Genomic DNA, 20,523 nt, shown 5'->3' on the forward strand with positions numbered 1-20,523 from the left:
GGGCGCAAAATGACGCGCTTTGGCGTATATTGGCAACAGGCCAGACCGTATCAGCGTTAGAAGGGAAAATAAAACCATGACCCATGAAGTAGTCGATGTCCTCATTTCTCCGGAAGGCCGCCTCGAAGTCCTGTCGAAAGCCGAAGTCACCAAGCTGCTCGACACCAGCAGGAGCGGTTTGTACGATGTGTTCCGCAAGTGCGCGCTCGCCGTGCTCAATTCGGGCAGCTCGGTCGACGACGGCAAGGAACTGCTCGAGCGCTACCAGGATTTCGATATCAATATCCTGCAGCGCGAACGCGGCATCAAGCTCGATATCCGCAGCGCCCCCGTCAATGCTTTCGTCGACGGCAAAATGATTCGCGGTATTCACGAGCACCTGTTCTCGGTGCTGCGCGATATCGTCTACGTGCATTTCGAAGTCACCGATAACCCGAAATTCAATCTCGAGCGTCCCGAAGGCATCACGGACGCCGTGTTCCATATCCTGCGCAATGCGAACGTGCTGCAGCCGCAGCGCAATCCCAACCTGGTGGTGTGCTGGGGCGGCCATTCGATCAGCCGGGTCGAATACAACTACACCAAGGAAGTCGGCTATGCCCTCGGCCTGCGCGAGCTCGACATCTGCACCGGCTGCGGGCCGGGCGCCATGAAGGGCCCGATGAAGGGCGCGGCCATCGGCCATTCCAAGCAGCGCATCCACGGCGGACGCTATCTCGGCATTTCCGAGCCGGGCATCATCGCGGCCGAATCGCCGAATCCGATCGTGAACGACCTCGTGATCATGCCGGACATCGAAAAGCGCCTCGAGGCTTTCGTTCGCACCGGCCACGGCATCATCGTGTTCCCGGGCGGCGCCGGCACGGCCGAGGAAATCCTGTACATCCTCGGCATCCTGCTCCATCCGGACAATGCGGAGATGCCGTTCCCGCTGATCTTCACGGGCCCGGCCACCGCGCGCGCCTACTTCGAGCAGATCGACCATTTCATCGGCCTGACCCTGGGCGAAGCGGCGCAGAAGCGCTACAAGATCATCATCGACGACCCGGACGCCGTGGCCCGCGAAATGCATGCCGGGATCAAGACAGTGCGCGAATTCCGCAAGGCGCACAGCGACGCGTATTACTTCAACTGGCGCCTGAAAATCGACCCGGAATTCCAGAAGCCGTTCCGCCCGACGCACGAGAACGTGCGCAACCTGAAGCTGCATCGCAACCAGGAATCGCACAACCTGGCGGCGCACCTGCGGCGCGCGTTTTCCGCGATCGTGGCGGGGAATGTGAAGGAAGAGGGCATCCGCGCCATCGAGCAGCACGGCAAATACGAGATCCATGGCGAGAGCGCCATCATGGGTCCGATGGATGCGCTGCTGGCGTCCTTCGTGGAGCAGAGCAGGATGAAACTGCCGGGCAAGGCCTATACGCCTTGCTATACCGTCATTCAGTAGGGTGGACGGCTCTGCCGTCCGCGCGTTCAAATCTCGGGTGAATCGAGGCGTTGCGTTTATTTCGATACCGTTTGAACGCGCGGACGGGAAACCCGTCCACCCTACAAAAAAGCGGCCGAGGCCTAATGCCGTTCAGTTAGCGTAGCGTAGGGTGGACGGCTTCGCCGTCCGCGCGTTCGAACAGTGCATGAACAGCATGCGTCGCATCCATTCAACTGGGAATTGAACGCGCGGACGTTCGTAATTCCGGGCATTGCCCGCAATTACCCCGTCCACCCTACAACAGCTTCCACTTCGCTTAACTGAACGGCATTAGCGGCCGAGGCCGCTTTTTCTTTTAGTCTTCCTTGCGCAGGTGCGGGAACAGCAGCACGTCGCGGATGTTCGGCGAGTCGGTGATCAGCATCATCAGGCGGTCGATGCCGATGCCGCAGCCGCCGGCCGGCGGCATGCCGTATTCCAGCGCACGGATGTAGTCGGCGTCGAAGTACATCGCCTCGTCGTCGCCGGCTTCTTTCGCCGCCACCTGGGACAGGAAGCGCGCGGCCTGGTCTTCCGGATCGTTCAGCTCCGAGAAGCCGTTGGCGATCTCGCGGCCGACCATGAACAGCTCGAAGCGCTCGGTGATCCCTTCACGCACGTCGGATGCGCGCGCCAGCGGCGAGACTTCGACCGGATAGTCGATGATGAAGGTCGGTTCCCACAGCAGGGCTTCGGCGGTCTCTTCGAACAGGGCCAGCTGCAGCGCGCCCAGGCCGGCATTGGCGAAGGGCTTGACGCCGAACTTCTTCAGCTCTTCCTTGATGAAGTCCATGCTAGCCAGCTGCTCCGGCGTGTAGCCCGGCGCATACTTGTCGATCGCTTCGACGATGGTCAGGCGCTGGAACGGCTTCGACAGGTCGAGTTCGCGGCCGCCGTAGGTCAGCACCGCGCTGCCGTTCGAATCGATCGCAGCCTGGCGGATCACCTGTTCGGTGAAGTCCATGATCCACTTGTAGTCGGTGTAGGCCGCATAGAATTCCATCATCGTGAATTCCGGGTTGTGGCGGACCGACACGCCCTCGTTGCGGAAGTTGCGGTTGATCTCGAACACGCGGTCGAAACCGCCTACCACCAGGCGCTTCAGGTAGAGTTCCGGTGCGATGCGCAGGTACATCTCCATGTCCAGCGCATTGTGGTGGGTGATGAAAGGCTTGGCCGCGGCGCCGCCCGGGATCGGGTGCAGCATCGGGGTCTCGACTTCCATGAAGCCGTTCTTTTCCATGAAGCGGCGCATCGACGACATCGCGGCGGTACGCGCCTTGAAGGTGCGGCGGGTCTCTTCGTTCATGATCAGGTCGACGTAGCGCTGGCGGTACTTGGTCTCCTGGTCGGCCAGGCCGTGGAACTTGTCCGGCAGCGGGCGCAGGGATTTCGCGACCAGGCGCAGCTTGCTTACCTTGACGGTCAGCTCGTCGGTCTTGGTCTTGAACAGCGTGCCTTCGATGCCCAGGATGTCGCCCAGGTCATACGAACGCAGGGCTTCCATGGCTGCTTCGCCCGCGGAGTCGAGGGTGACGTAGATCTGGATGCGGCCCGATGCGGCCGGGCCCGAGCTGTCCTGCAGGGTCGCGAAAGCGGCCTTCTTGCCGGCTTCGCGGCGCAGCATCATGCGGCCGGCCATGACCACGTGGACCGGCTCGGCTTCCAGCTCCTCGCGGGTCTTGCCGTTGTAGGTCTCGACCACGTCGGCCGCCTTGTCCTTGGGGACGAAGTCGTTCGGGAAGGGATTGCCCTGCTGGCGCAGCGCGGCCAGCTTGGCGCGGCGCTCGGCCATGATCTTGTTTTCATCGAGCGCCACGACGGGCGACTGGTCTTGGTTTTCCGTAGTCATGATTGGATAGGCAGTTCTTATTGGGTTTAGCCGAACAGGAGCTCGGTCGTGAGTTCGGAGAAGTCGCGCACGATGGCGATGACGTTGTCGAAATCGGTAAACGCGGAAGGGGGCAGGGTGGTTGTCAGGACCACGCAGCGCATGCCCGCGCGGCGCGCCGCTTCCACGCCCAGCGGCGCGTCCTCGAACACGATGCAGTGCTCGGGCAGAACGCCGCAACGCTCGGCCGCTTTCAGGAACACGTCCGGATGCGGCTTGCCGCGCGCCACGTCGGCGGCGCCGACGACCGCGTCGAAATGCTTGCGCAGGTCGAGGCCATCGAGGGTGAACGCGATGTTGGCGGGCGGCGCGGCGGTGGCCACGGCCAGCTTCACGCCTTCGGCTTCAGCGCGCGCAATGAGCGCGTCGAAGCCGGCGACCGTCCTGCGGTGCGGCGCGTACAGCTCGCGGTAGACCGATTCCTTCTCGTGGTTGAGCAGGCCCACTTCCTCGTCGCTCAGCTGCTCGCCCAGGTAGGCGCGCATGATCTCGCTGCCCTGGCGGCCGGCCGTCGCGCGGAAGAATTCGTCCGCGTCGAGGACCTGGCCGCGGCGCGCGAAGAAAGCGAGCCAGGAGTCGGTGTGGAAGGCCATGTTGTCGACGATGGTGCCGTCCATGTCGAACACAAAAGCCTGTCGGGACATCGTCATCGCTTACACGCCCTGCTTGAGCGAGGCCGAGATGAAGTCGTCCAGGTCGCCGTCCAGCACGTTCTTGGTGTTGCCGGTCTCGAAGCCGGTACGCAGGTCCTTGATGCGCGACTGGTCCAGCACGTAGGAGCGGATCTGGTGGCCCCAGCCGACGTCGGTCTTGGAGTCTTCCAGCTTCTGCTGTTCGGCCATGCGCTTGCGCAGCTCGAGTTCGAACAGCTTGGCGCGCAGCATGTCCCAGGCCTCGGCCTTGTTGCGGTGCTGCGAGCGGTCGTTCTGGCACTGCACCACGATGCCCGACGGGCCGTGCGTCAGGCGCACCGCGGAGTCGGTCTTGTTGATGTGCTGACCGCCGGCGCCCGATGCGCGGTAGGTGTCGATGCGCACGTCGGCCGGGTTGATCTCGATCTCGAAGGATTCGTCGACTTCCGGATACACGAACAGCGAGGTGAACGAGGTGTGGCGGCCGTTGGCCGAGTCGAACGGCGACTTGCGCACCAGACGGTGCACGCCGGTCTCGGTGCGCAGGTGGCCATAGGCATACTCGCCGTCGACCTTGATGGTGGCGGTCTTGATGCCCGCGACTTCGCCCTCGGAGATTTCCATCACCTCGGCCTTGAAGCCCTTGCGCTCGCAGTAGCGCAGGTACTGGCGCAGCAGCATCGAGGCCCAGTCCTGGGCTTCGGTGCCGCCGGCGCCGGCCTGGATGTCGATGAAGCAGTTCGCATGGTCCATCGGATTGCTGAACATGCGGCGGAATTCCATCGTTTCGATGGTCTTCTGGATCGCTTCGGCGTCACCACCGATCGACTCCAGCGTGCCGTGGTCGCCTTCTTCCTTTGCCATCTCGAACAGGTCGGATGCGTCGGCCAGGTCGGACTTCGCCTTCTCGAGCGTGAGCACGACGGCCTCGAGCGCCTTCTTTTCCTTGCCGAGGTCCTGGGCCCGCTTCTGGTCGTTCCAGACGGTCGGGTCTTCCAGTTCCTGGTTGACCTGTTCTAGTTTCTCTGACTTGCGATCGAAGTCAAAGATACCTCCGAAGTTCGGCTTCACGGCTGGTCAGGTCGTTCAGCAGGGCGGAAATGGCATTGATGCGTTCAGCTTCCATGGTCTTTGGCAGTCTTTTGAATGGGTTGAATCGAACCTTCGATTATACCCCAGGACGGCAGGCAGCCGGCGGCACGGGTGACGCGGCTTGCTCAATGGCATAGGGCTACCGTATCATCGCCCGGTTCTCTTAGCCGGCCACCGCCATGTCCCAACTGTTGCGTTATCAAATCTGCATCGCGCTGGCGCCAACGCTGCTCAGCATGCCCGTCCTCGCCGCGAAGGCGCCAAAAAGCGGCGCCACCGCCCAGCTGACCGTGCTGGAAACCACCGACCTGCATGCGAACGTGGTCGGCTACGACTACTACAAGCTGGCGGCCGAGCCATCGCACGGCCTGGACCGCACCGCGACGCTCATCCACCAGGCGCGCAAGGAATTCCCGAATACCTTCCTGGTCGACAATGGCGACACCATCCAGGGCAATGCGCTGGCCGACTACCAGGCGCTGGTCAAGCCCCTGGCCTGCGATCAGACCCTGGGCATCTACAAGGTCATGAACGCCCTGAAGTACGACGGCGCGGGAATCGGCAACCATGAATTCAACTATGGCCTGGCCTTCCTCAACCAGGTGACGGGCAGCCGCTTCCGGGTAGCAGGCGTCGACCAGCCCAAGCGCTGCGCCGGCCCGGCCTTTCCGATGGTGCTGGCCAACGTCTATAGCGCGAAGACGAAGAAGCCGCTGTTCAGCCCTTATGCGATCGTCGACAAGCAGGTGAGTGCGGTGGGCGCGGACGGCAAGCCGGTTACGGCATTGGTGCGCGTGGGCATCATCGGCTTCACGCCGCCGACCATCATGTCCTGGGACAAGCGCTACCTCGAGGGCCGCGTTTATACGGAAGGCGTGCGCGAAGCGGCGCAGAAGTACGTTCCCGAGATGAAGAAGAAGGGCGCCGATCTCGTGATCGCGATCGCCCACGGCGGCCTGGACGCCAGCCCCTACTCGCCATCGATGGAGAACGCGGGCTGGTACCTGGCGCAGGTGCCGGGCATCGACGCCATGCTGCTGGGCCATTCGCACCAGCTGTTCCCGAATGCGAACAGCAAGGTACCGCAGTTCGACCTGCCGGGTGTGGACAAGGCCAGGGGCTTCGTGCACGGCGTGCCGACGGTGATGGCCAATCTGTGGGGCAAGCACCTTGGTGTGGTCAAGCTGCACCTGAAACACGACGGCAAGCGCTGGATGGTCGAGAAGGACAAGACGCTTGTCGAGGCGCGCGCCGCGCAGACGGGCGACAAGGCCTTCGTCGACGCCGACCCAAGCGTGCTGGCCGCCGTGCAGGAAGAGCACGAGGCCACGATCCGCTACGTGAAGAGGCCGGTGGGCTCGACCGACTTCCGCATGTCGAGCTACTTCGCCGACGTGGGCGACGTGTCGGCCATCGAAGTCGTGAACCAGGCCCAGGCCGACTACGTGGCGAAGTACGTCGCCGCCAACCTGCCGCAGTACAAGGACCTGCCGGTGCTGTCCGTGTCGGCGCCGTTCAAGAGCGGCGTGGCGGGGCCCGGCGACTACACCGACGTGAAGCCGGGCGACCTGGCGCTGAACAATGCGGCCGACCTCTACCTGTACCCGAACGCCCTGTATGCGGTGAAGGTGGATGGCGCCGGCCTGAAAGCCTGGCTGGAGAAATCGGCCACCCGCTTCAATACCATCGACCCGGCAAGAACCGAGCCGCAGCAGCTGGTCAACGCCGCGGTGCCGAGCTATAACTTCGACACCATCACCTCGCAGGACGTGGCCTACGAGATCGACGTCACCCGTGCGCCCGGCGAGCGCATCCGCAACCTGAGGTGGCGCGGCAGGCCGGTCGCGGCCTCGCAGGAATTCCTGGTTGCGACCAACAACTACCGCGCCAGCGGTGGCGGCAACTTCCCGGGCCTGGACGGCAGCCGCACCGTGATCGCTTCGCCCGACAACAACCGCGACATCCTGATCGCCTATGTGCGCGAGGCCAAGCGTTTGACGCGCGCCGCCAACGGGTCCGCGCGCAGCTGGAAGTTCGCGCCCGTGAAGACGGCGGGGCAGGTGCTGTTCTCCTCCACCCCGGGGATGGTGGCCCTCGCCCACGAGGCGGGCCTGCACAACGTGACGCAGGTGGCGGCGGACGATGGCCGCGGCAAGGGCACCGCGCTGTACGCCATCGATCTGGCGAAATGAAGCGCGGCCTGACGGCGGCGCTGATCGCGCTGGTGCTGGCGCAGCCGGCCATGGCCCAGCATGGCGACGAAGGCGACATCGCCTACCGGCGCGGACTCGCCTACAAGAGCGGCGGCGACGGCGCCCTGGCGGCGCACTGGCTGGGCGTGGCGGCGTCGCGCGGCATGCCGGAGGCGATGTTCATGCTGGCCACCATGCTGCTCGAGGGAGATGGCGCACCGCGCGACGAGGCGCAGGCGCGCAAGTGGCTGGAAGCGGCGGCCGAGCTGGATTATCCGGAGGCCTGGCAGCAGCTGGGCATGATGGAGCCGGATCCGCAGAAGGCCGCGCAATACATGCGCCGGGCGGCGCATGCCCTGACGCACCGGGGCGAAGCCAAGCGCTAGGCGCTCAGTGCAGCTGCTTCTTTTCCGCCTGCACCAGCACGAAGGGGCTCACCACCGAGGCCCACAGCGTCTCGTCCGACGCCGCCCAGGTCTGCGCCTGCAGGTCGCTGACCTTGGCCACGGTTCCCGCGCTCATCCACTGCTTGATGCTCTCCTTGTCGTCGTGCGCGATGCGCAGCGCCACGTCGATCAGGTCCAGCGCTTCGCTCACCCAGATCACCGACCCGCTCGCGAAGTGGCGTTCGAGTTCGCTCCATTTGATGCGGCCGGTCTCGCGGTTGATCTTGTCGTGCAGTTCGGTGTCTTTCTCGGGATTCGTCTTCATCTGTTCTACGTCTGGCTAAAGGATCTCGACCGCCGGTTGCGGCGAGCCCGCCCATGTTAAGCGATATGTCTGGGCCTTGCGAACGTTGCCCACCAAAGCGGGGCGGAAGCAGGCGAGGTTGGTGCCGCCCGGATGGCGCACGCTGGGGTAGATGATGCCCATCGACCCGGCTTCCAGCAGCTCGGCGGCCAGCGCCTGCGAGGCGATGTAGCTGTCCGGATCGAGGTAGGCCTTGAAGGCCTCCAGGCCGCGCAGGTCGTGGAAGCCGGCATTGAAGTCGGCCAGCAGGGACTGGTAGGTGACGCTGTCGTCGAAGCGGTTGATTTCCACGTACTCCACGGTCTTGTGGAAGATGACTTCGCTGAGCGCCGTCTCGGCCGCGAAGGCGCAGTACCAGGCGCCGCGCTCGCCGTCGTTGAAGCGGCTGCCTTCGGGGCGGGCATAGGTGTAGGCCGCATTGATGATGCGGAAGTTCTGCACGCCGAATACGAGTTCGTCCATGCCGATTCCGGGCAGGAGGCCGGATTCGCCGCGCAGCCGCTCGTTGGTGGCGTTGTCGAGGTCGAACAGGTCGCGCAGCACCGCGTCGTTCTCCGCCAGCGGCGCGAGCACCGAATCCTCGAGGTCGGCAAAGCGCGATGGGATCAGGCGGCAGGTATCGTACTGGCGCAGCGGGGTAATTTTGTGCACTACCTGCAAGATCAGAGACCTCCGCGGCGCGCGTCGAGCAGCTTGCGCACCGTCTGCATGGCGATCAGGCCGCCGGCCAGCATGTAGGCGAGCGGCGTACGGCCGGCGAAAATGGGATTGGTGTTCGGCAGGTGCACCCATTCGTCGGCCAGCTTGTCGCCGTACAGGATGTGCAGGGCCTTGTAGATGCCGAGCAGGTAGGAAATGCGGGTGATGCGGTCGACCTCGAGCACCCGGTCCGGGTTCTTCTTCCAGTCGTAATAGGACGAGGACGAGAGGCCGCCCAGCAGTTCGCGCGCATCGTCGTCGCGCACGCTCCAGGCGGCGGCCAGCTTGAAGAAGCCCATCAGGGCGGAACGGGACAGGCGCTCGCGCTCGGCCCGCGAATTCAGGTCGATCAGCACCGCCGGCTCGAAGCGGCTCTTGGGGTAGGAGTAGGCTAGACTCATTGTGTCCTCCGATCTTGGAGTATTTATACTTCAATTTCGGATCGATTGCAAGGACTGGTTGTAAAGCGCCTGGCCGCATGACAGAATCGCAAGCCTTGCTAAATGGAAAAGTTTAGGAAAGGTTCACCGATGCGCCTGCGTTCGCTGTCTCTGCTTGCCGCCTGCCTGATGCTCGCCGCCGCCGCCGGCAATGCACGCGATTCCAACCAGGACCTCAAAAAGCAGGTCATGGACGCCGAGCGTGCCTTCGCGGCCACCATGAAAGCCCGGGATTTCGAAGCCTTCACCCGTTTCGTCGCCGACGAGGCGATCTTCTTCTCTCCCCAGGGCAATCTGCGCGGCAAGCAGGCCATCGTCAAAGGCTGGCGTCCCTATTACGACAAGCCGCAGGCGCCGTTCTCGTGGGAGCCCGAAGAGGTCGAGGTCGTGGAGTCCGGCACCCTGGCCTATAGCGGCGGGCCGATCTATGACCCGTCCGGACGCAAGATCGGCCGCTTCAATTCGATCTGGCGCCTGGAAGCGCCGGGGCAATGGAAGGTCGTGTTCGACCGGGGATCGGATTTCGTCCCCCCTCCACCGAAGAAGTAGGGTCCGATTGGCAGGAATTCATCGATCGATGACGTTTCTGCCAAATGACGGCCTCCTAGAATGGTGCTTTCGTCATTTGCAAGGAGACTGACGTGAGCACGACCATCCAGATCGGCATGCTGCTGTTCCCGAACGTGACCCAGCTGGACCTGACGGGCCCGACCCAGGTCCTGAGCCGGGCACCCGGCGCCCGTGTCCACCTGGTCTGGAAGGACACCGCGCCCGTCATGACCGACGCCGGCTTCGCGATTTGCCCGACGACCTCCTTTGCCGATTGCCCGCAGTTCGACGTGCTCTGCGTGCCGGGCGGCTTCGGTATCGGGGATCTGTTGGAAGACCAGGAAGTGCTGGCTTTCCTGCGCCGGCAGGGCGCGGGCGCGCGCTGGGTCACCTCGGTGTGCAACGGTTCGCTGGTGCTGGGTGCGGCCGGCCTGTTGCAGGGCTATCGCTCGGCCTGCCACTGGCGCTGGCGCCGCTACCTGCCGGCCTTCGGGGCGATTCCCGTGCTTGACCGCATCGTGCGCGACCGCAACCGCATTTCGGGAGGCGGTGTGACGGCGGGGATCGATTTCGCCTTCGCACTGGCGGCCGAGCTGGCGGGAGAAGAGGCGGCGAAAATGATCCAGCTGGCGCTGGAATACGACCCGCATCCGCCATTCGATAGCGGCACGCCGGAAAGCGCGGGCCCGGCGCGCGTGGCGCGCTACGAGGAGGCGATCGCCGCGCGCATGCCGGCTGCGGAAGAGATCATCGCGCGGGCGGCATTGCCGATCCTGTAGGGTGGGCGGCTCCACCCGGTTTTGCGATCGGCCCGCTCCTTGTGCGCCGGCCGCGCGTTCAACGCACGGTTGAACAGAGGATGCGACTATTCACGGGCTGGCTGAACGCGCGGTCGGCGCAGCCGACCACCCTACATCAAGCCGGTTCGGCGTGCTCGACCAGCAGCTGCACCTTGGTCACGCCGTTGTACTCGTTCGCATCCAGCCGGAAGGCCACGCGGGCGCGCTCGGGCAGGCTCTCGGTATGCCCGAACCAGATCGCATCGTAGCGCCGGCCATTGCGTTCCAGGAGCAGCTTGAGGTGGCGTTCCTTCAGGATGCGCTGGCTCACCACGCGGAACTCGTCGCAAAAGACCGGCGGCGCGAAGCCCTGGCCCCAGACCTGCGCATCCATCTGCTCGATGAAGTGGGTCGAATAGAACTCGTCTTCCAGCGGCCCGTCGGTTTCGATGATGCGTTCGAGCTGGGCCTCGGTCAGCCAGGCGCGCCCGACCGCCTCGAAGGCCTGCTGGAAGCTGTCGAAATGTTCGCCGCGGATGGTCAGGCCGGCCGCCATCGCGTGGCCGCCGAATTTGTCGATCAGTCCCGGCACCCGTTTCGAGACCAGGTCGAGCGCGTCGCGCAGGTGGAAGCCCGGGATCGAGCGGCCCGAGCCCTTGATCCAGCCATCGCTACCCGGCGCGAAGGTGATCGTGGGCCGGTAGAACTTCTCCTTCAGGCGCGAGGCGACGATGCCGATCACGCCCTGGTGCCAGCCCTCGTCGAACACGCTGATCGTGCTTGCGCCCGAGGGCTCGAAGCTGTCCAGGTGCAGCAGGGCGGTGTCCTGCATCTCGGCCTCGATCTCGCGGCGCTTCAGGTTGATCTCGTTGAGCTGCTGGGCGATCGCCCAGGCGCGGCCGACGTCGTCCGTCACCAGGCATTCGATCCCGAGCGACATGTCTTCCAGCCGGCCGGCGGCATTCAGGCGCGGACCCAGCGCGAAACCGAGGTCGAACGGCGAGGCGCAGCGCGCTTCCCGGCCGGCGACGCGGAACAGGGCGGCGACGCCCGGGTGCATGCGGCCCGCGCGCATGCGCTTCAGGCCCTGGGCCACCAGGATGCGGTTGTTGGCGTCCAGGCGCACCACGTCGGCAACGGTGCCGAGCGCCACCAGGTCGAGCAGGCTGTCGAGCTTGGGCTGGCTTGCCGCATCGAAGACGCCGCGCCGGCGCAGCTCCGCGCGCAGGGCCAGCAGCACGTAGAACACGACGCCGACGCCGGCCAGGTGCTTGCTGGGGAAGCCGCACTCGGGCTGGTTCGGGTTGACGATCACGCGCGCCGGCGGCAGCGCGTCGCCCGGCAGGTGGTGGTCGGTGACGACGACTTCGATGCCGCGCCGGTTCGCTTCGAGTACGCCGTCGATGCTGGCGATGCCGTTGTCGACCGTGATGATGATGTCGGGCGACTTTTCGCGTGCGGTCAGTTCGACGATCTCGGGCGTGAGGCCGTAGCCGTACTCGAAACGGTTCGGCACGATGTAGTCGACGTTGGCGCCCATCATGCGCAGGCCGCGCAGTGCCGTGGCGCAGGCGGTGGCGCCGTCGCAGTCGTAGTCGGCGACGATGGTCATGCGCTTGTTGGCGGCGATGGCATCGGCCAGGAACACGGCTGCCGCGTCGATGTGGCGCAGGGCGCCGGGCGGCACCAGGGCGGCCAGCTCGCTGGACAGTTCGCGCACATCGAGCAGACCGCGCGCGGCGTAGATGCGCGCGAGCACGGGGTGCACCCCGCCCTGGCGCAGCATTTCGGAAGTGCGCCAGGGGCAGGGACGGGTGGCGATGCGGGTCGTGATACTCAAGTCAGTGCTTCCAGGGTCGGCCGGCGCCAGAACTTGCGCTGGGCCATGGCGGTCGTGGTGAATTCGGCAAGGCCTTCGCGGCTGCTGGCGACGATCCGCAGGGTCTTGATGCGGCCATGCGCCAGTGCGGCAAGCAGCGGTGCGAACAGTTCGGATTCGAGCTGCTGCGCCTGCATGAGCCAGCTGCCCCAGTCGGCGGCGATGGCCGATTCGGCCAGGCTGCCCACATACAGGATCGCATCCCGGCCCGCCAGGGAGTCGAGCTTGTCGAACCCATCCCATATATGGTCGGACAGGCCGGAAATCCAGCCCGGCGCGGCGATGCTCGCGAGCTGCCGGCTAGCCCGCGCGCCGCCCTTGCTGCCGCCCCAGAGCCAGAAGCTGTTGACGCTCGGCTGGCGGCGCGCCTCGCGGGCGGCGTTGACCGGATGCGCGTGCCAGGCCATCTGCACCTCGTTCTGCAGCTTGCGCCAGGCCAGCGCTTCACGTCCGCGCGGGACGAAGTCGGTCAGGTCCATGCCGACCACGGTGTCCGGGGTGGCGGGGGCGATGCCGGTCCAGTCGTCGGCGCGCAGGAACCAGGTGCCGGCGTCGCCGTACAGCAAAGGGTGGCCGATTTCTTCGCACAACAGGCGCGCCGCTTCGAACAGGGCCCGGCCTTCGTCCTCGTTCAGGCTGAGGTGGCGCAGGTCGCCCAGCATCGAATGGCTGCGCGCGATCTGCACGTGGGCGGGGTTGACGATGAACCAGGTACCATCGAGCGGATCGAGCCCGAAGCCGCGCATGGCGGCGGCCGCGAAGGCCGGCTGGCCTTCCTTCGACAGGCCGAGTTCGCGCGCCAGCCAGCTTTCGTGGGGCAGGGCATTGACGGCTTGTTCCGGCGTGCGCGCCTGGCTGCTGGTGCGGCTGAGCAGGGCGGACAGGGCCGGGGCCTGCAGGGCCCGCACCAGGTCGGGTGCGAATTGGGGGAGCGGAAGCAGGAAGGGGACGACGAGCGTAATCTGGGACATGGGCGCTATTTTAGGGCACAACGGCCCGGCCCACACGCTTGGCCACGCTTTTTCCGGCACGATCGGCCGATGTCTGGCAAACTGTCGGGTTGGCAAACCAATAAGAGAACCTGACCGGATTTATGAGCATCACCCACCAGCTGCCCTATGAGTGGCAAGTCGGCCTGCGCTACACGCGGGCCGGCAAGCGCAGCGGCCGCAACAGCTTCATTTCCTTCATCTCGATGGCCTCGGTGGCCGGCATCGCTCTGGGCGTGGCCGCCCTGATCGTGGTGCTGTCGGTGATGAACGGCTTCGAGAAGGAAGTCACGGCGCGCATGCTGTCGGTGCTGGCCCACGTGGAGATCTTCGACGCCAGGGGCGAGATGCCGGGCTGGCGCGAGACCGCCCGGCAGGCCCTGCGCCACCCCGAGGTACGCGCCAGCGCGCCTTTCGTCGACACCCAGGCCATGCTGATCAGCGACGGCGTGATGAAACCGGTGGTGGTGCGCGGCGTCATACCCGCGCAGGAGAGCACCGTCTCGGAGGTGGCCGCCCATATGCGCGAAGGCCGCTTCGACGCGCTGCAGCCGGGTTCGTACAACATCGTCATCGGGCGCGCGCTGGCCACGGCGCTCGACGTCGGCGTGGGCGACCGCGTCACCATGCTCATGGCGGCCGGCAGCCCGGGCCAGGCCCCGGCCCCGGGCGCCGTGCCGCGCACCCGCCCGTTGACGGTGTCCGGCATCTTCGAGGCCGGCCACTTCGAATTCGATTCCGGGCTCGCTTTCGCCAGCCTCGAGGATACCGAGCAGCTGGCCGGCGTGAATGCGCCCGGCGGCCTGCGCCTGAAGCTGGCCGACATGGAAGCCGCGCCGCGCGTGGCGGCCACCTTGCAGGCCAGCCTGCCGGGAGAGCTCTACGTGCGCGACTGGTCGAAGGTGAACCCGGTGTGGTTCGCGGCCGTGCAGTCGCAGAAGCGCATGATGTTCATCATCCTCACCATGATCGTCGCCGTCGCCGCCTTCAACCTGGTCTCGACCCTGGTCATGTCGGTGCGCGACAAGCAGGCCGACATCGCCATCCTGCGCACCATCGGCGCCTCGCCGCGCTCGGTCATGACGATCTTCATGGTGCAGGGTACCCTGGTGGGCCTGCTCGGCGCGGCGCTTGGCGTGGGCCTGGGTGTGCTGGTGGCGCTGAACATCCACGTGATCGTGCCCTTCATCGAAGCGCTGTTCAAGGTGAAGTTCCTGTCGCAGGAGATCTACCTGATCAGCGAGATTCCCTCGCAGCTGCGCTGGGACGATGTCGCCTGGATCGGCGCCGTCGCGGTGCTGCTGGCCTTCCTGGCGACCCTGTATCCGAGCTGGTCGGCCTCGCGCGTGAAACCGGCCGAAGCGCTGAGGTACGAATGAAACTGACCGAGAATCTTCCCTACGAATGGATGGTCGGCCTGCGCTACACGCGCGCCGGCAAGCGCAGTGGCCGCAACAGCTTCATCTCCTTCATCTCCCTGATTTCGGTGGCCGGCATCGCGCTGGGCGTGGCCGCGCTGATCATCGTGCTGTCGGTGATGAACGGCTTCCAGAAAGACGTCACCGACCGCATGCTGTCGGTGCTGGCCCATATCGAGGTGTTCGACAAGAGCGGCAGCATGGCAGACTGGCGCGCCGCGGCGCTCGAGGCCGCGCGCAACCCGCAAGTGCGCGGCGCCGCGCCTTTCGTCGAGACCCAGGGCTTGCTCGTGAACGGCGGCGCGATGCGTCCCTCCGTGATCCGCGGCATCCTGCCGGGCGAGGAGGGCAAGGTGTCGCAGATCGCAAGCCAGGTGCGTGCGGGCAGTCTCGCGGCACTGCAGCCGGGGACGTACAACATCGTGCTGGGGCAATCGCTGGCGCGCTCGCTGGACGTGGGCATCGGCAGCAAGGTCACCATGATGCTGGCCCAGGGCCAGGTCACGCCCGCCGGCCTGCTGCCGCGCAGCCGCAGCTTTACGGTGGCGGGCATTTTCGAGGCGGGCGACCCCAAGATCGACGGCGCGCTGTCCTTCATCCACATCGAGGACGCGCAGCGCATGGAGCGCCTACCGGCGCCGATGGGCCTGCGCCTGCGGGTGCTTGAAGTGCGCGACGCGCCCGTGGTGGCGCAGGAGCTGGCCAAGACCATGTCGGGCGACCTGGAAATGCGCGACTGGTCCAAGCTCAACGCCACCTGGTTCGCCGCCGTGCAGACCGAGAAGAAAGTCATGTTCATCGTGCTCACCCTGATCATCGCGGTGGCGGCCTTCAACCTGGTCTCGACCCTCGTCATGACGGTGACCGACAAGCAGGCCGACATCGCCATCCTGCGCACCCTGGGCGCTTCGCCGCGCTCGATCCAGAAGATCTTCATGGTGCAGGGCGCGCTGGTGGGCGTCCTCGGCACCGCGCTCGGCGTGGGCGGGGGCGTGCTGGTAGCCCTGAACATCGACGTCATCGTACCGTTTATCGAAAACCTGTTGGGAGTGCAGTTCTTGTCGAAAGATATCTATCTGATCAGCGCCATCCCGTCCGACCTGCGCTGGCCGGACGTGTTCAGGATCGGCGGCCTGTCCGTGCTGCTGGCCTTCGTCGCGACCCTCTATCCGAGCTGGTCGGCTTCGCGTGTGAAACCTGCGGAGGCGCTGCGCTATGAGTGATCACGTCAACAACGGCGCCCCGGTGCTGGCCTGCCGCGGCCTGGGCAAAACCTTCAAACAGGGCGACTACAGCGTCCAGGTGCTGGACAAGATCGACTTCGCCATCTACCGCGGCGAGCGCGTCGCCATCGTCGGCGCCTCCGGTTCCGGCAAGTCGACCCTGCTGCACCTGCTGGGCGGACTCGATACGCCGTCGACGGGATCGGTCACGCTGCTGGGCGAGGATTTCGCGACCCTCTCCGAAACCCGGCGCGGCGAGCTGCGCAACTCGTCGCTCGGCTTCGTCTACCAGTTCCACCACCTGCTGCCGGAGTTCTCGGCGCTGGACAACGTCATGATGCCGCTGATGATCCGGCGCGAGAAGCGCGACGCGGCCCTGCAGAAGGCGGAGGCGATCCTGGCGCGGGTTGGCCTGGGCAAGCGCGTGGTGCACCGTCCCGGCGAGCTGTCCGGCGGCGAACGCCAGCGCGTGGCCCTGGCGCGCGCCCTGGTGACCCAGCCGGCCTGCGTGCTGGCCGACGAACCGACCGGTAACCTCGACCACAGCACCGCCCAATCGATCTTCGACCTGATGCTCGAACTCTCGCGCACCCTCGGCACGGCGTTCGTGATCGTCACCCACGACATGGAACTGGCGCAGCGCTGCGACCGGGTGTTCCGCCTGACCGAACACGGCCTGCAGGCGGTGGAGGCGTAAGCGATGTGGATCGACACCCACTGCCACCTGGACGCCCACGAATTCGGCGCCGAGTCGCTCGCCGTGGCGCGCCAGGGGCTCGATGCCGGGGTGTCGATGATCGTCGCGATGGCGGTCGAGCGCGGCAATTTCGCCGCAGTGGCCGAGCTGGCCTCCAGCGCGCCGAACGTGACGTATGCGCTCGGCATCCACCCGATCTGCATCCCGCAGGCCCGCGACGAAGACCTCGCCGTGCTGCGCGCCGCGGCCGAAGCGGCCCTCGGCGACCCGAACTTCGTCGGCATCGGCGAGATCGGCCTGGATTTCTTCATTCCGATGCTATGCGAGCCGGACATGCGCGCCAAGCAGGAACGTTTTTTCCGCGAACAGCTGCGCATCGCCCGCGACCTCGGCCTGCCCGTGATGACGCACGTGCGGCGCTCCCAGGACCAGGTGCTGAAGCACCTGCGCCAGATCCGCCCGCCCGCCGGCATCGCCCACGCCTTCAACGGCAGCTTCCAGCAGGCGAAAACCTTCATCGACCTGGGGCTGCACCTGGGCTTCGGCGGCGCCATGACCTTCACCCGCGCCCTGCAGATCCGGCGCCTGGCCACCGAACTGCCGCTCGAGGCCATCGTGCTGGAAACCGATTCGCCGGACATCGCCCCGAGCTGGATTCATCCCGGGCGCAACACCCCGGACCAGCTGCCGCGTATCGGCTCCGCCTTGGCCGAGCTGCGTGGCATGGACATCGACGAGGTGCGGGAGTCCGTCCACCGCAACACGCTGGCGGCGATTCCGCGCCTGGCTTCCTACCCCGGTCGTTAGTAGCTTACTACTAAAACTTGCTGGCTCCTCCAGTGTCTGCCCGCGCACGACCGTGGCGCGCTCGTGAAAGTTCATTTCCGGCATTGTGACAGGCCAATGCCGCGCCTCAACCATTCTGCCAATATGCATTCTTCGCTGCACCAGCAGCCACGAGCAACCATGCAAGAGGGAGAAGGACTTGGACAGCGCGAGCGAATTCCTGCGGATGCTACGGCACGAGAAGTCGCTGACGACCGCTCACCGGCCGATCCGGTTGCGCCTTGCCCATGCCGACCACCTGGCTGACGAACTGCTGCTGCCGCAGCGGGTGCAGGGGCAGGAGTCCGTCTGCGGGGGCTTCGAGTACCTGATCACCTGCGTGGCCGACACGCCGCGCCTGCCGCTCAAGGAGCTCATCGCGCTGCCGGCCGAACTGCAGATGGTGACCGACCGCGGCCAGCTGCGCAGCATCTGCGGCATCGTCGCCGAAGCGCGCGCCGGCGACCACGACGGCGGCCTGGCCGTCTACCAGCTGGTGCTGCGCGACGCCCTGGCCGTGATGGAAAAGCGCGTCAACAGCCGGGTGTTCCGCTACCAGAGCGAACTGGAAATCGTGCAGGTGCTGTTCGACGAATGGCGCCAGTCCAACAGCGTCATGGCCAGCGCCTTCGACTACGAGCTCGATCCGCTGTTCGACATGCGCCAGTATCCGCCCCGCGAACAGACCATGCAGTACAACGAATCCGACGCCGCTTTCGTGCGGCGCCTGCTCAAGCGGCGCGGCATCGCCTGGACCTTCCGCCCGGGCCGCGCTCGCGCCAGCTCGGCCACCGGCGAACCCGAGGCGGACGACACCCCGGTCCACACCCTGGTGCTGTTCTCCGACCCGGCGGCGCTGCCGCGCAGCGCCGCCGGCAGCGTGCGCTACCACCGCGACGACGCCACCCTGGAGCGCGATACCGTCGTCTCCTGGTGCGCCGCACGCCGCCTGCAGCCGGGCTCGATCACCCGCCACAGCTGGGACTACCGCAATCCCCTGGGCGTGCAGTTCATGACGACCACGGCCCGCAGCATGGCCGACCAGGGCCGCAGCGGCAATGCACTCGCGGCCAGCCTGGACGACTACCTGGTCGAAATGCCCCATGCCGGCCACGACGTCGAAGACCACTGGCGCCTCGGCCAGGTGCGCATGAACCGCCACGAGTTCGATACCAAGTGCTTCCATGGCGAAGGCAGCGTGCGCGACCTGTGCGCGGGCGAATACTTCACCCTGAGCGGCCACCCCGAGATCGACACCCACCCGGAAGCCGAGCGCGATTTCGTCGTCACGACCGTGTGGATGGAAGCGGAGAACAACCTGCCCACCGAACTGTCGGCCCGGGTGCGGCGCCTGCTGGGACATTTCAATCCCGAGCGCGCCATGCTGGCGCCCAACGAACACCCGGTGGGCGGCGACGGCGTGCGCGTGCGCATACGCTTCGACTGCGTGCGCCGCGGCATCCCGCTGGCACCGAGCTTCGACCCGCGCTTCGACCTGCCGCACCCGCAGCTGCAGAGCGCCATCGTGGTCGGCCCGCCGGGCGAGGAGGTGCATTGCGATGCGCTGGGCCGGGTGAAGATCCGCTTCCCGGGCATGCGTGCGGGCGACCACAAGCACGCACATGGCGCCGGCGCCTCCGATACGCCCGCCGACTCGGCCTGGGTGCGGGTGGCCTCCAACTGGGCCGGCAATGGACCGGGCGCCAACCGGCAGTGCGGCACGCTGTCTCTGCCGCGCGTCGGGAGCGAAGTGCTGGTTGCCTTCCTCGGCGGCGATCCCGATCGGCCCGTGGTCCTCTCGCAGGTCTTCAACCAGCGTGGCGAACCGCCGGCCCTGGGCCTGCACGGCATGGATGCCGCCGGTGGCGCCCTGCCGGGCAACCGCTACCTGTCGGGCACCCGCACGCGGGAGATCGGCGGCCAGCGCGGCAACCAGCTGCGCTTCGACGACACACGCGGCGAGATCAGCGCCCAGCTGGCGAGCGACCACGGGGCCTCGCAGCTGAACCTCGGCTGGCTGACGCAACCGAAGGCGAACGGGACGGCAGCGCCGCGCGGAGAGGGCGCGGAACTGCGCAGCGATCGCAGCGTGGCGATCCGCGGCAAGAAAGGGGTGTTGCTGACCGCCGAGGCCGCGTCCGACGGGGCCGGGTCCCACCTGGCGCGCGCAGGACTGCTCGGCCTGGCGGAACTGATGCAGAGCATCGCCGACGAGGTGACGAAGCTGGCGGAGCAGCATACCGGCGACGAGGAGAGCACCCGCCAGCTCGCCGAGCTCACGGAGAAACTCAAGTCCTGGGAACATGGTTCGAACGTTGCGCCGGACGCGCAGGGGGCCGAAGCCGTCGTCGCCGTGACCGCCCCGGCAGGCATCGTGATGGCCAGCCAGGAAAGCGTTTCGGTCGGCTCCCAAAGCCAGCTCGACCTGGTCAGCGGCGCCGACGTGCGCGCGTCGAGCGGCCGCAACATCTTCCTGCGGGCGGCGCGCGGCATCAGCGCCTTCGCCCAGGCGCTGGGTGTCAAGGTGGTTGCCGGCCGCGGCGACATCACGGTGGAGACCCACCAGGGCGCGGTCAAGATCAAGTCGTCCGGCCGCATCAGCCTGATCGCCGGTGAGGCGATCCACCTCGAAGCGCCTGCGGTGCGCATCGTCTCGCAGGGCGCGCAGACGGACTGGGTGAACGGGAAGATCACCGAGCAATGCACAGGGGGACATCTCATCAAGGCGGCCTCGCACCTGCGTTCCGGACCGGAAGGGGGCGACCCTACCAAACTCGATTTTGCTCAAACCAAACTGCGCAGCGACGAACGACTCGTCCTGCGCCACCTGCAAACGCGCGAACCGATACCCCACCAACGCTACATCGCCCACCTGGACGACGGCAGGACCATCGCAGGGAAAAGCGACGAGCTCGGACGTACCTCTTTGATCCAGAGCGATGCCCTGGGTCCGGTGCGCTTCGAACTTCTTCCTTGAAGTCGATCTTCTGGCCGGAGCCG

The 20,523-nt window shown here is 66.2% G+C and carries 18 protein-coding genes; 10 read left to right on the top strand and 8 right to left on the bottom strand.

Annotation, left to right across the window (positions count from 1 at the left end; all coding sequences use genetic code 11):
- The first annotated feature begins 76 nt into the window (after nt 1-76).
- A complete protein-coding gene (gene ppnN / locus ACQ7JA_RS15645; RefSeq protein ID WP_430899305.1) occupies nt 77-1,447 on the top strand; it encodes a nucleotide 5'-monophosphate nucleosidase PpnN in 1,371 nt (456 codons plus the stop codon).
- Nucleotides 1,448-1,784: 337 nt separating this feature from the next.
- On the opposite strand, the gene lysS is transcribed toward ppnN, so the two are convergent.
- The 3 genes from lysS to prfB form a co-directional block, all read right to left on the bottom strand.
- Nucleotides 1,785-3,320, bottom strand: coding sequence for a lysine--tRNA ligase (gene lysS / locus ACQ7JA_RS15650; RefSeq protein ID WP_430899307.1), 1,536 nt, complete (start codon nt 3,318-3,320; stop codon nt 1,785-1,787).
- Nucleotides 3,321-3,346: 26 nt separating this feature from the next.
- On the bottom strand, nt 3,347-4,009 hold the full coding sequence (locus tag ACQ7JA_RS15655) for an HAD family hydrolase (protein ID WP_430899309.1): 663 nt from the start codon (nt 4,007-4,009) through the stop codon (nt 3,347-3,349).
- Nucleotides 4,010-4,012: 3 nt separating this feature from the next.
- Nucleotides 4,013-5,117, bottom strand: a protein-coding gene (gene prfB, locus ACQ7JA_RS15660) for a peptide chain release factor 2 (protein ID WP_430899311.1) whose coding sequence is annotated in 2 segments (ribosomal slippage) — nt 4,013-5,035 and nt 5,037-5,117 — 1,104 coding nt in all. Because the reading frame shifts where the segments join, the coding sequence is not laid out codon by codon here.
- Between the two features lie 145 nt (nt 5,118-5,262).
- Between prfB and ACQ7JA_RS15665 the strand changes: the two genes are divergently transcribed.
- Nucleotides 5,263-7,275, top strand: coding sequence for a bifunctional 2',3'-cyclic-nucleotide 2'-phosphodiesterase/3'-nucleotidase (locus ACQ7JA_RS15665; protein ID WP_430899313.1), 2,013 nt, complete (start codon nt 5,263-5,265; stop codon nt 7,273-7,275).
- A complete protein-coding gene (locus ACQ7JA_RS15670; RefSeq protein WP_430899315.1) occupies nt 7,272-7,661 on the top strand; it encodes a tetratricopeptide repeat protein in 390 nt (129 codons plus the stop codon). Before ACQ7JA_RS15665 ends, ACQ7JA_RS15670 begins: the two co-directional genes overlap by 4 nt.
- Nucleotides 7,662-7,665: 4 nt before the next feature.
- On the opposite strand, the gene ACQ7JA_RS15675 is transcribed toward ACQ7JA_RS15670, so the two are convergent.
- The 3 genes from ACQ7JA_RS15675 to ACQ7JA_RS15685 are packed head-to-tail and all read right to left on the bottom strand — an operon-like array spanning nt 7,666 to nt 9,125.
- Nucleotides 7,666-7,986 (bottom strand): DUF2288 domain-containing protein, encoded by a 321-nt coding sequence (locus ACQ7JA_RS15675; RefSeq protein ID WP_430899317.1) that lies wholly within the window; start codon nt 7,984-7,986, stop codon nt 7,666-7,668.
- Nucleotides 7,987-8,001: 15 nt separating this feature from the next.
- The gene (locus tag ACQ7JA_RS15680; RefSeq protein ID WP_430899319.1) at nt 8,002-8,685 is read right to left on the bottom strand and encodes an RES family NAD+ phosphorylase; all 684 of its coding nucleotides are present in this window, start codon (nt 8,683-8,685) and stop codon (nt 8,002-8,004) included.
- A gap of 2 nt (nt 8,686-8,687) precedes the next feature.
- A complete protein-coding gene (locus ACQ7JA_RS15685; RefSeq protein ID WP_258830149.1) occupies nt 8,688-9,125 on the bottom strand; it encodes an MbcA/ParS/Xre antitoxin family protein in 438 nt (145 codons plus the stop codon).
- 129 nt (nt 9,126-9,254) lie between these two features.
- On the opposite strand from ACQ7JA_RS15685, the gene ACQ7JA_RS15690 reads away from it, so the two are divergent.
- Together ACQ7JA_RS15690 and ACQ7JA_RS15695 are read left to right on the top strand one after the other, a co-directional pair.
- Nucleotides 9,255-9,713, top strand: coding sequence for a YybH family protein (locus tag ACQ7JA_RS15690; RefSeq protein ID WP_430899321.1), 459 nt, complete (start codon nt 9,255-9,257; stop codon nt 9,711-9,713).
- A gap of 116 nt (nt 9,714-9,829) precedes the next feature.
- Nucleotides 9,830-10,492: a DJ-1/PfpI family protein gene (locus ACQ7JA_RS15695; protein WP_430899430.1), complete on the top strand. Its 663-nt coding sequence runs from the start codon at nt 9,830-9,832 to the stop codon at nt 10,490-10,492.
- Between the two features lie 136 nt (nt 10,493-10,628).
- Here the strand turns inward: ACQ7JA_RS15695 and recJ are convergent, their stop codons facing one another.
- Both recJ and ACQ7JA_RS15705 read right to left on the bottom strand, forming a co-directional pair.
- Nucleotides 10,629-12,278 (bottom strand): single-stranded-DNA-specific exonuclease RecJ, encoded by a 1,650-nt coding sequence (gene recJ / locus ACQ7JA_RS15700; RefSeq protein WP_430899432.1) that lies wholly within the window; start codon nt 12,276-12,278, stop codon nt 10,629-10,631.
- A 50-nt stretch (nt 12,279-12,328) separates the two neighbouring features.
- Entirely contained in the window at nt 12,329-13,342 is a 1,014-nt protein-coding gene (locus ACQ7JA_RS15705; RefSeq protein WP_430899323.1) for a hypothetical protein, read from the bottom strand.
- A 122-nt stretch (nt 13,343-13,464) separates the two neighbouring features.
- Between ACQ7JA_RS15705 and ACQ7JA_RS15710 the strand changes: the two genes are divergently transcribed.
- The 5 genes from ACQ7JA_RS15710 (at nt 13,465) to ACQ7JA_RS15730 (ending at nt 20,500) form a co-directional block, all read left to right on the top strand.
- The gene (locus ACQ7JA_RS15710) at nt 13,465-14,739 is read left to right on the top strand and encodes a lipoprotein-releasing ABC transporter permease subunit (RefSeq protein WP_430899325.1); all 1,275 of its coding nucleotides are present in this window, start codon (nt 13,465-13,467) and stop codon (nt 14,737-14,739) included.
- On the top strand, nt 14,736-16,001 hold the full coding sequence (locus ACQ7JA_RS15715; protein WP_430899327.1) for a lipoprotein-releasing ABC transporter permease subunit: 1,266 nt from the start codon (nt 14,736-14,738) through the stop codon (nt 15,999-16,001). Before ACQ7JA_RS15710 ends, ACQ7JA_RS15715 begins: the two co-directional genes overlap by 4 nt.
- Nucleotides 15,994-16,698 carry a lipoprotein-releasing ABC transporter ATP-binding protein LolD gene (gene lolD / locus ACQ7JA_RS15720; protein ID WP_430899329.1) on the top strand — a complete coding sequence of 235 codons (705 nt, stop codon included), beginning with the start codon at nt 15,994-15,996 and terminating at the stop codon, nt 16,696-16,698. Before ACQ7JA_RS15715 ends, lolD begins: the two co-directional genes overlap by 8 nt.
- 3 nt (nt 16,699-16,701) lie before the next feature.
- Nucleotides 16,702-17,505, top strand: coding sequence for a TatD family hydrolase (locus ACQ7JA_RS15725; protein ID WP_430899331.1), 804 nt, complete (start codon nt 16,702-16,704; stop codon nt 17,503-17,505).
- Between the two features lie 178 nt (nt 17,506-17,683).
- Nucleotides 17,684-20,500, top strand: a complete 2,817-nt coding sequence (locus tag ACQ7JA_RS15730) for a type VI secretion system Vgr family protein (protein ID WP_430899333.1) — start codon at nt 17,684-17,686, stop codon at nt 20,498-20,500.
- Nucleotides 20,501-20,523 lie beyond the last annotated feature (23 nt).

The sequence above is a fragment of the Massilia sp. BKSP1R2A-1 genome, assembly GCF_050586525.1.
GTDB lineage: Bacteria > Pseudomonadota > Gammaproteobacteria > Burkholderiales > Burkholderiaceae_D > Telluria.

Excerpts from the sequence above, each read along its gene's own strand:
- ppnN (WP_430899305.1), top strand. The coding sequence starts at position 77 with ATGACCCATGAAGTAGTCGATGTCCTCATTTCTCCGGAAGGCCGCCTC.
- lysS (WP_430899307.1), bottom strand. The coding sequence starts at position 3,320 with ATGACTACGGAAAACCAAGACCAGTCGCCCGTCGTGGCGCTCGATGAA.
- ACQ7JA_RS15655 (WP_430899309.1), bottom strand. The coding sequence starts at position 4,009 with ATGACGATGTCCCGACAGGCTTTTGTGTTCGACATGGACGGCACCATC.
- ACQ7JA_RS15665 (WP_430899313.1), top strand. The coding sequence starts at position 5,263 with ATGTCCCAACTGTTGCGTTATCAAATCTGCATCGCGCTGGCGCCAACG.
- ACQ7JA_RS15670 (WP_430899315.1), top strand. The coding sequence starts at position 7,272 with ATGAAGCGCGGCCTGACGGCGGCGCTGATCGCGCTGGTGCTGGCGCAG.
- ACQ7JA_RS15675 (WP_430899317.1), bottom strand. The coding sequence starts at position 7,986 with ATGAAGACGAATCCCGAGAAAGACACCGAACTGCACGACAAGATCAAC.
- ACQ7JA_RS15685 (WP_258830149.1), bottom strand. The coding sequence starts at position 9,125 with ATGAGTCTAGCCTACTCCTACCCCAAGAGCCGCTTCGAGCCGGCGGTG.
- ACQ7JA_RS15690 (WP_430899321.1), top strand. The coding sequence starts at position 9,255 with ATGCGCCTGCGTTCGCTGTCTCTGCTTGCCGCCTGCCTGATGCTCGCC.
- ACQ7JA_RS15695 (WP_430899430.1), top strand. The coding sequence starts at position 9,830 with ATGCTGCTGTTCCCGAACGTGACCCAGCTGGACCTGACGGGCCCGACC.
- recJ (WP_430899432.1), bottom strand. The coding sequence starts at position 12,278 with ATGCTGCGCCAGGGCGGGGTGCACCCCGTGCTCGCGCGCATCTACGCC.
- ACQ7JA_RS15705 (WP_430899323.1), bottom strand. The coding sequence starts at position 13,342 with ATGTCCCAGATTACGCTCGTCGTCCCCTTCCTGCTTCCGCTCCCCCAA.
- ACQ7JA_RS15710 (WP_430899325.1), top strand. The coding sequence starts at position 13,465 with ATGAGCATCACCCACCAGCTGCCCTATGAGTGGCAAGTCGGCCTGCGC.
- ACQ7JA_RS15715 (WP_430899327.1), top strand. The coding sequence starts at position 14,736 with ATGAAACTGACCGAGAATCTTCCCTACGAATGGATGGTCGGCCTGCGC.
- lolD (WP_430899329.1), top strand. The coding sequence starts at position 15,994 with ATGAGTGATCACGTCAACAACGGCGCCCCGGTGCTGGCCTGCCGCGGC.
- ACQ7JA_RS15725 (WP_430899331.1), top strand. The coding sequence starts at position 16,702 with ATGTGGATCGACACCCACTGCCACCTGGACGCCCACGAATTCGGCGCC.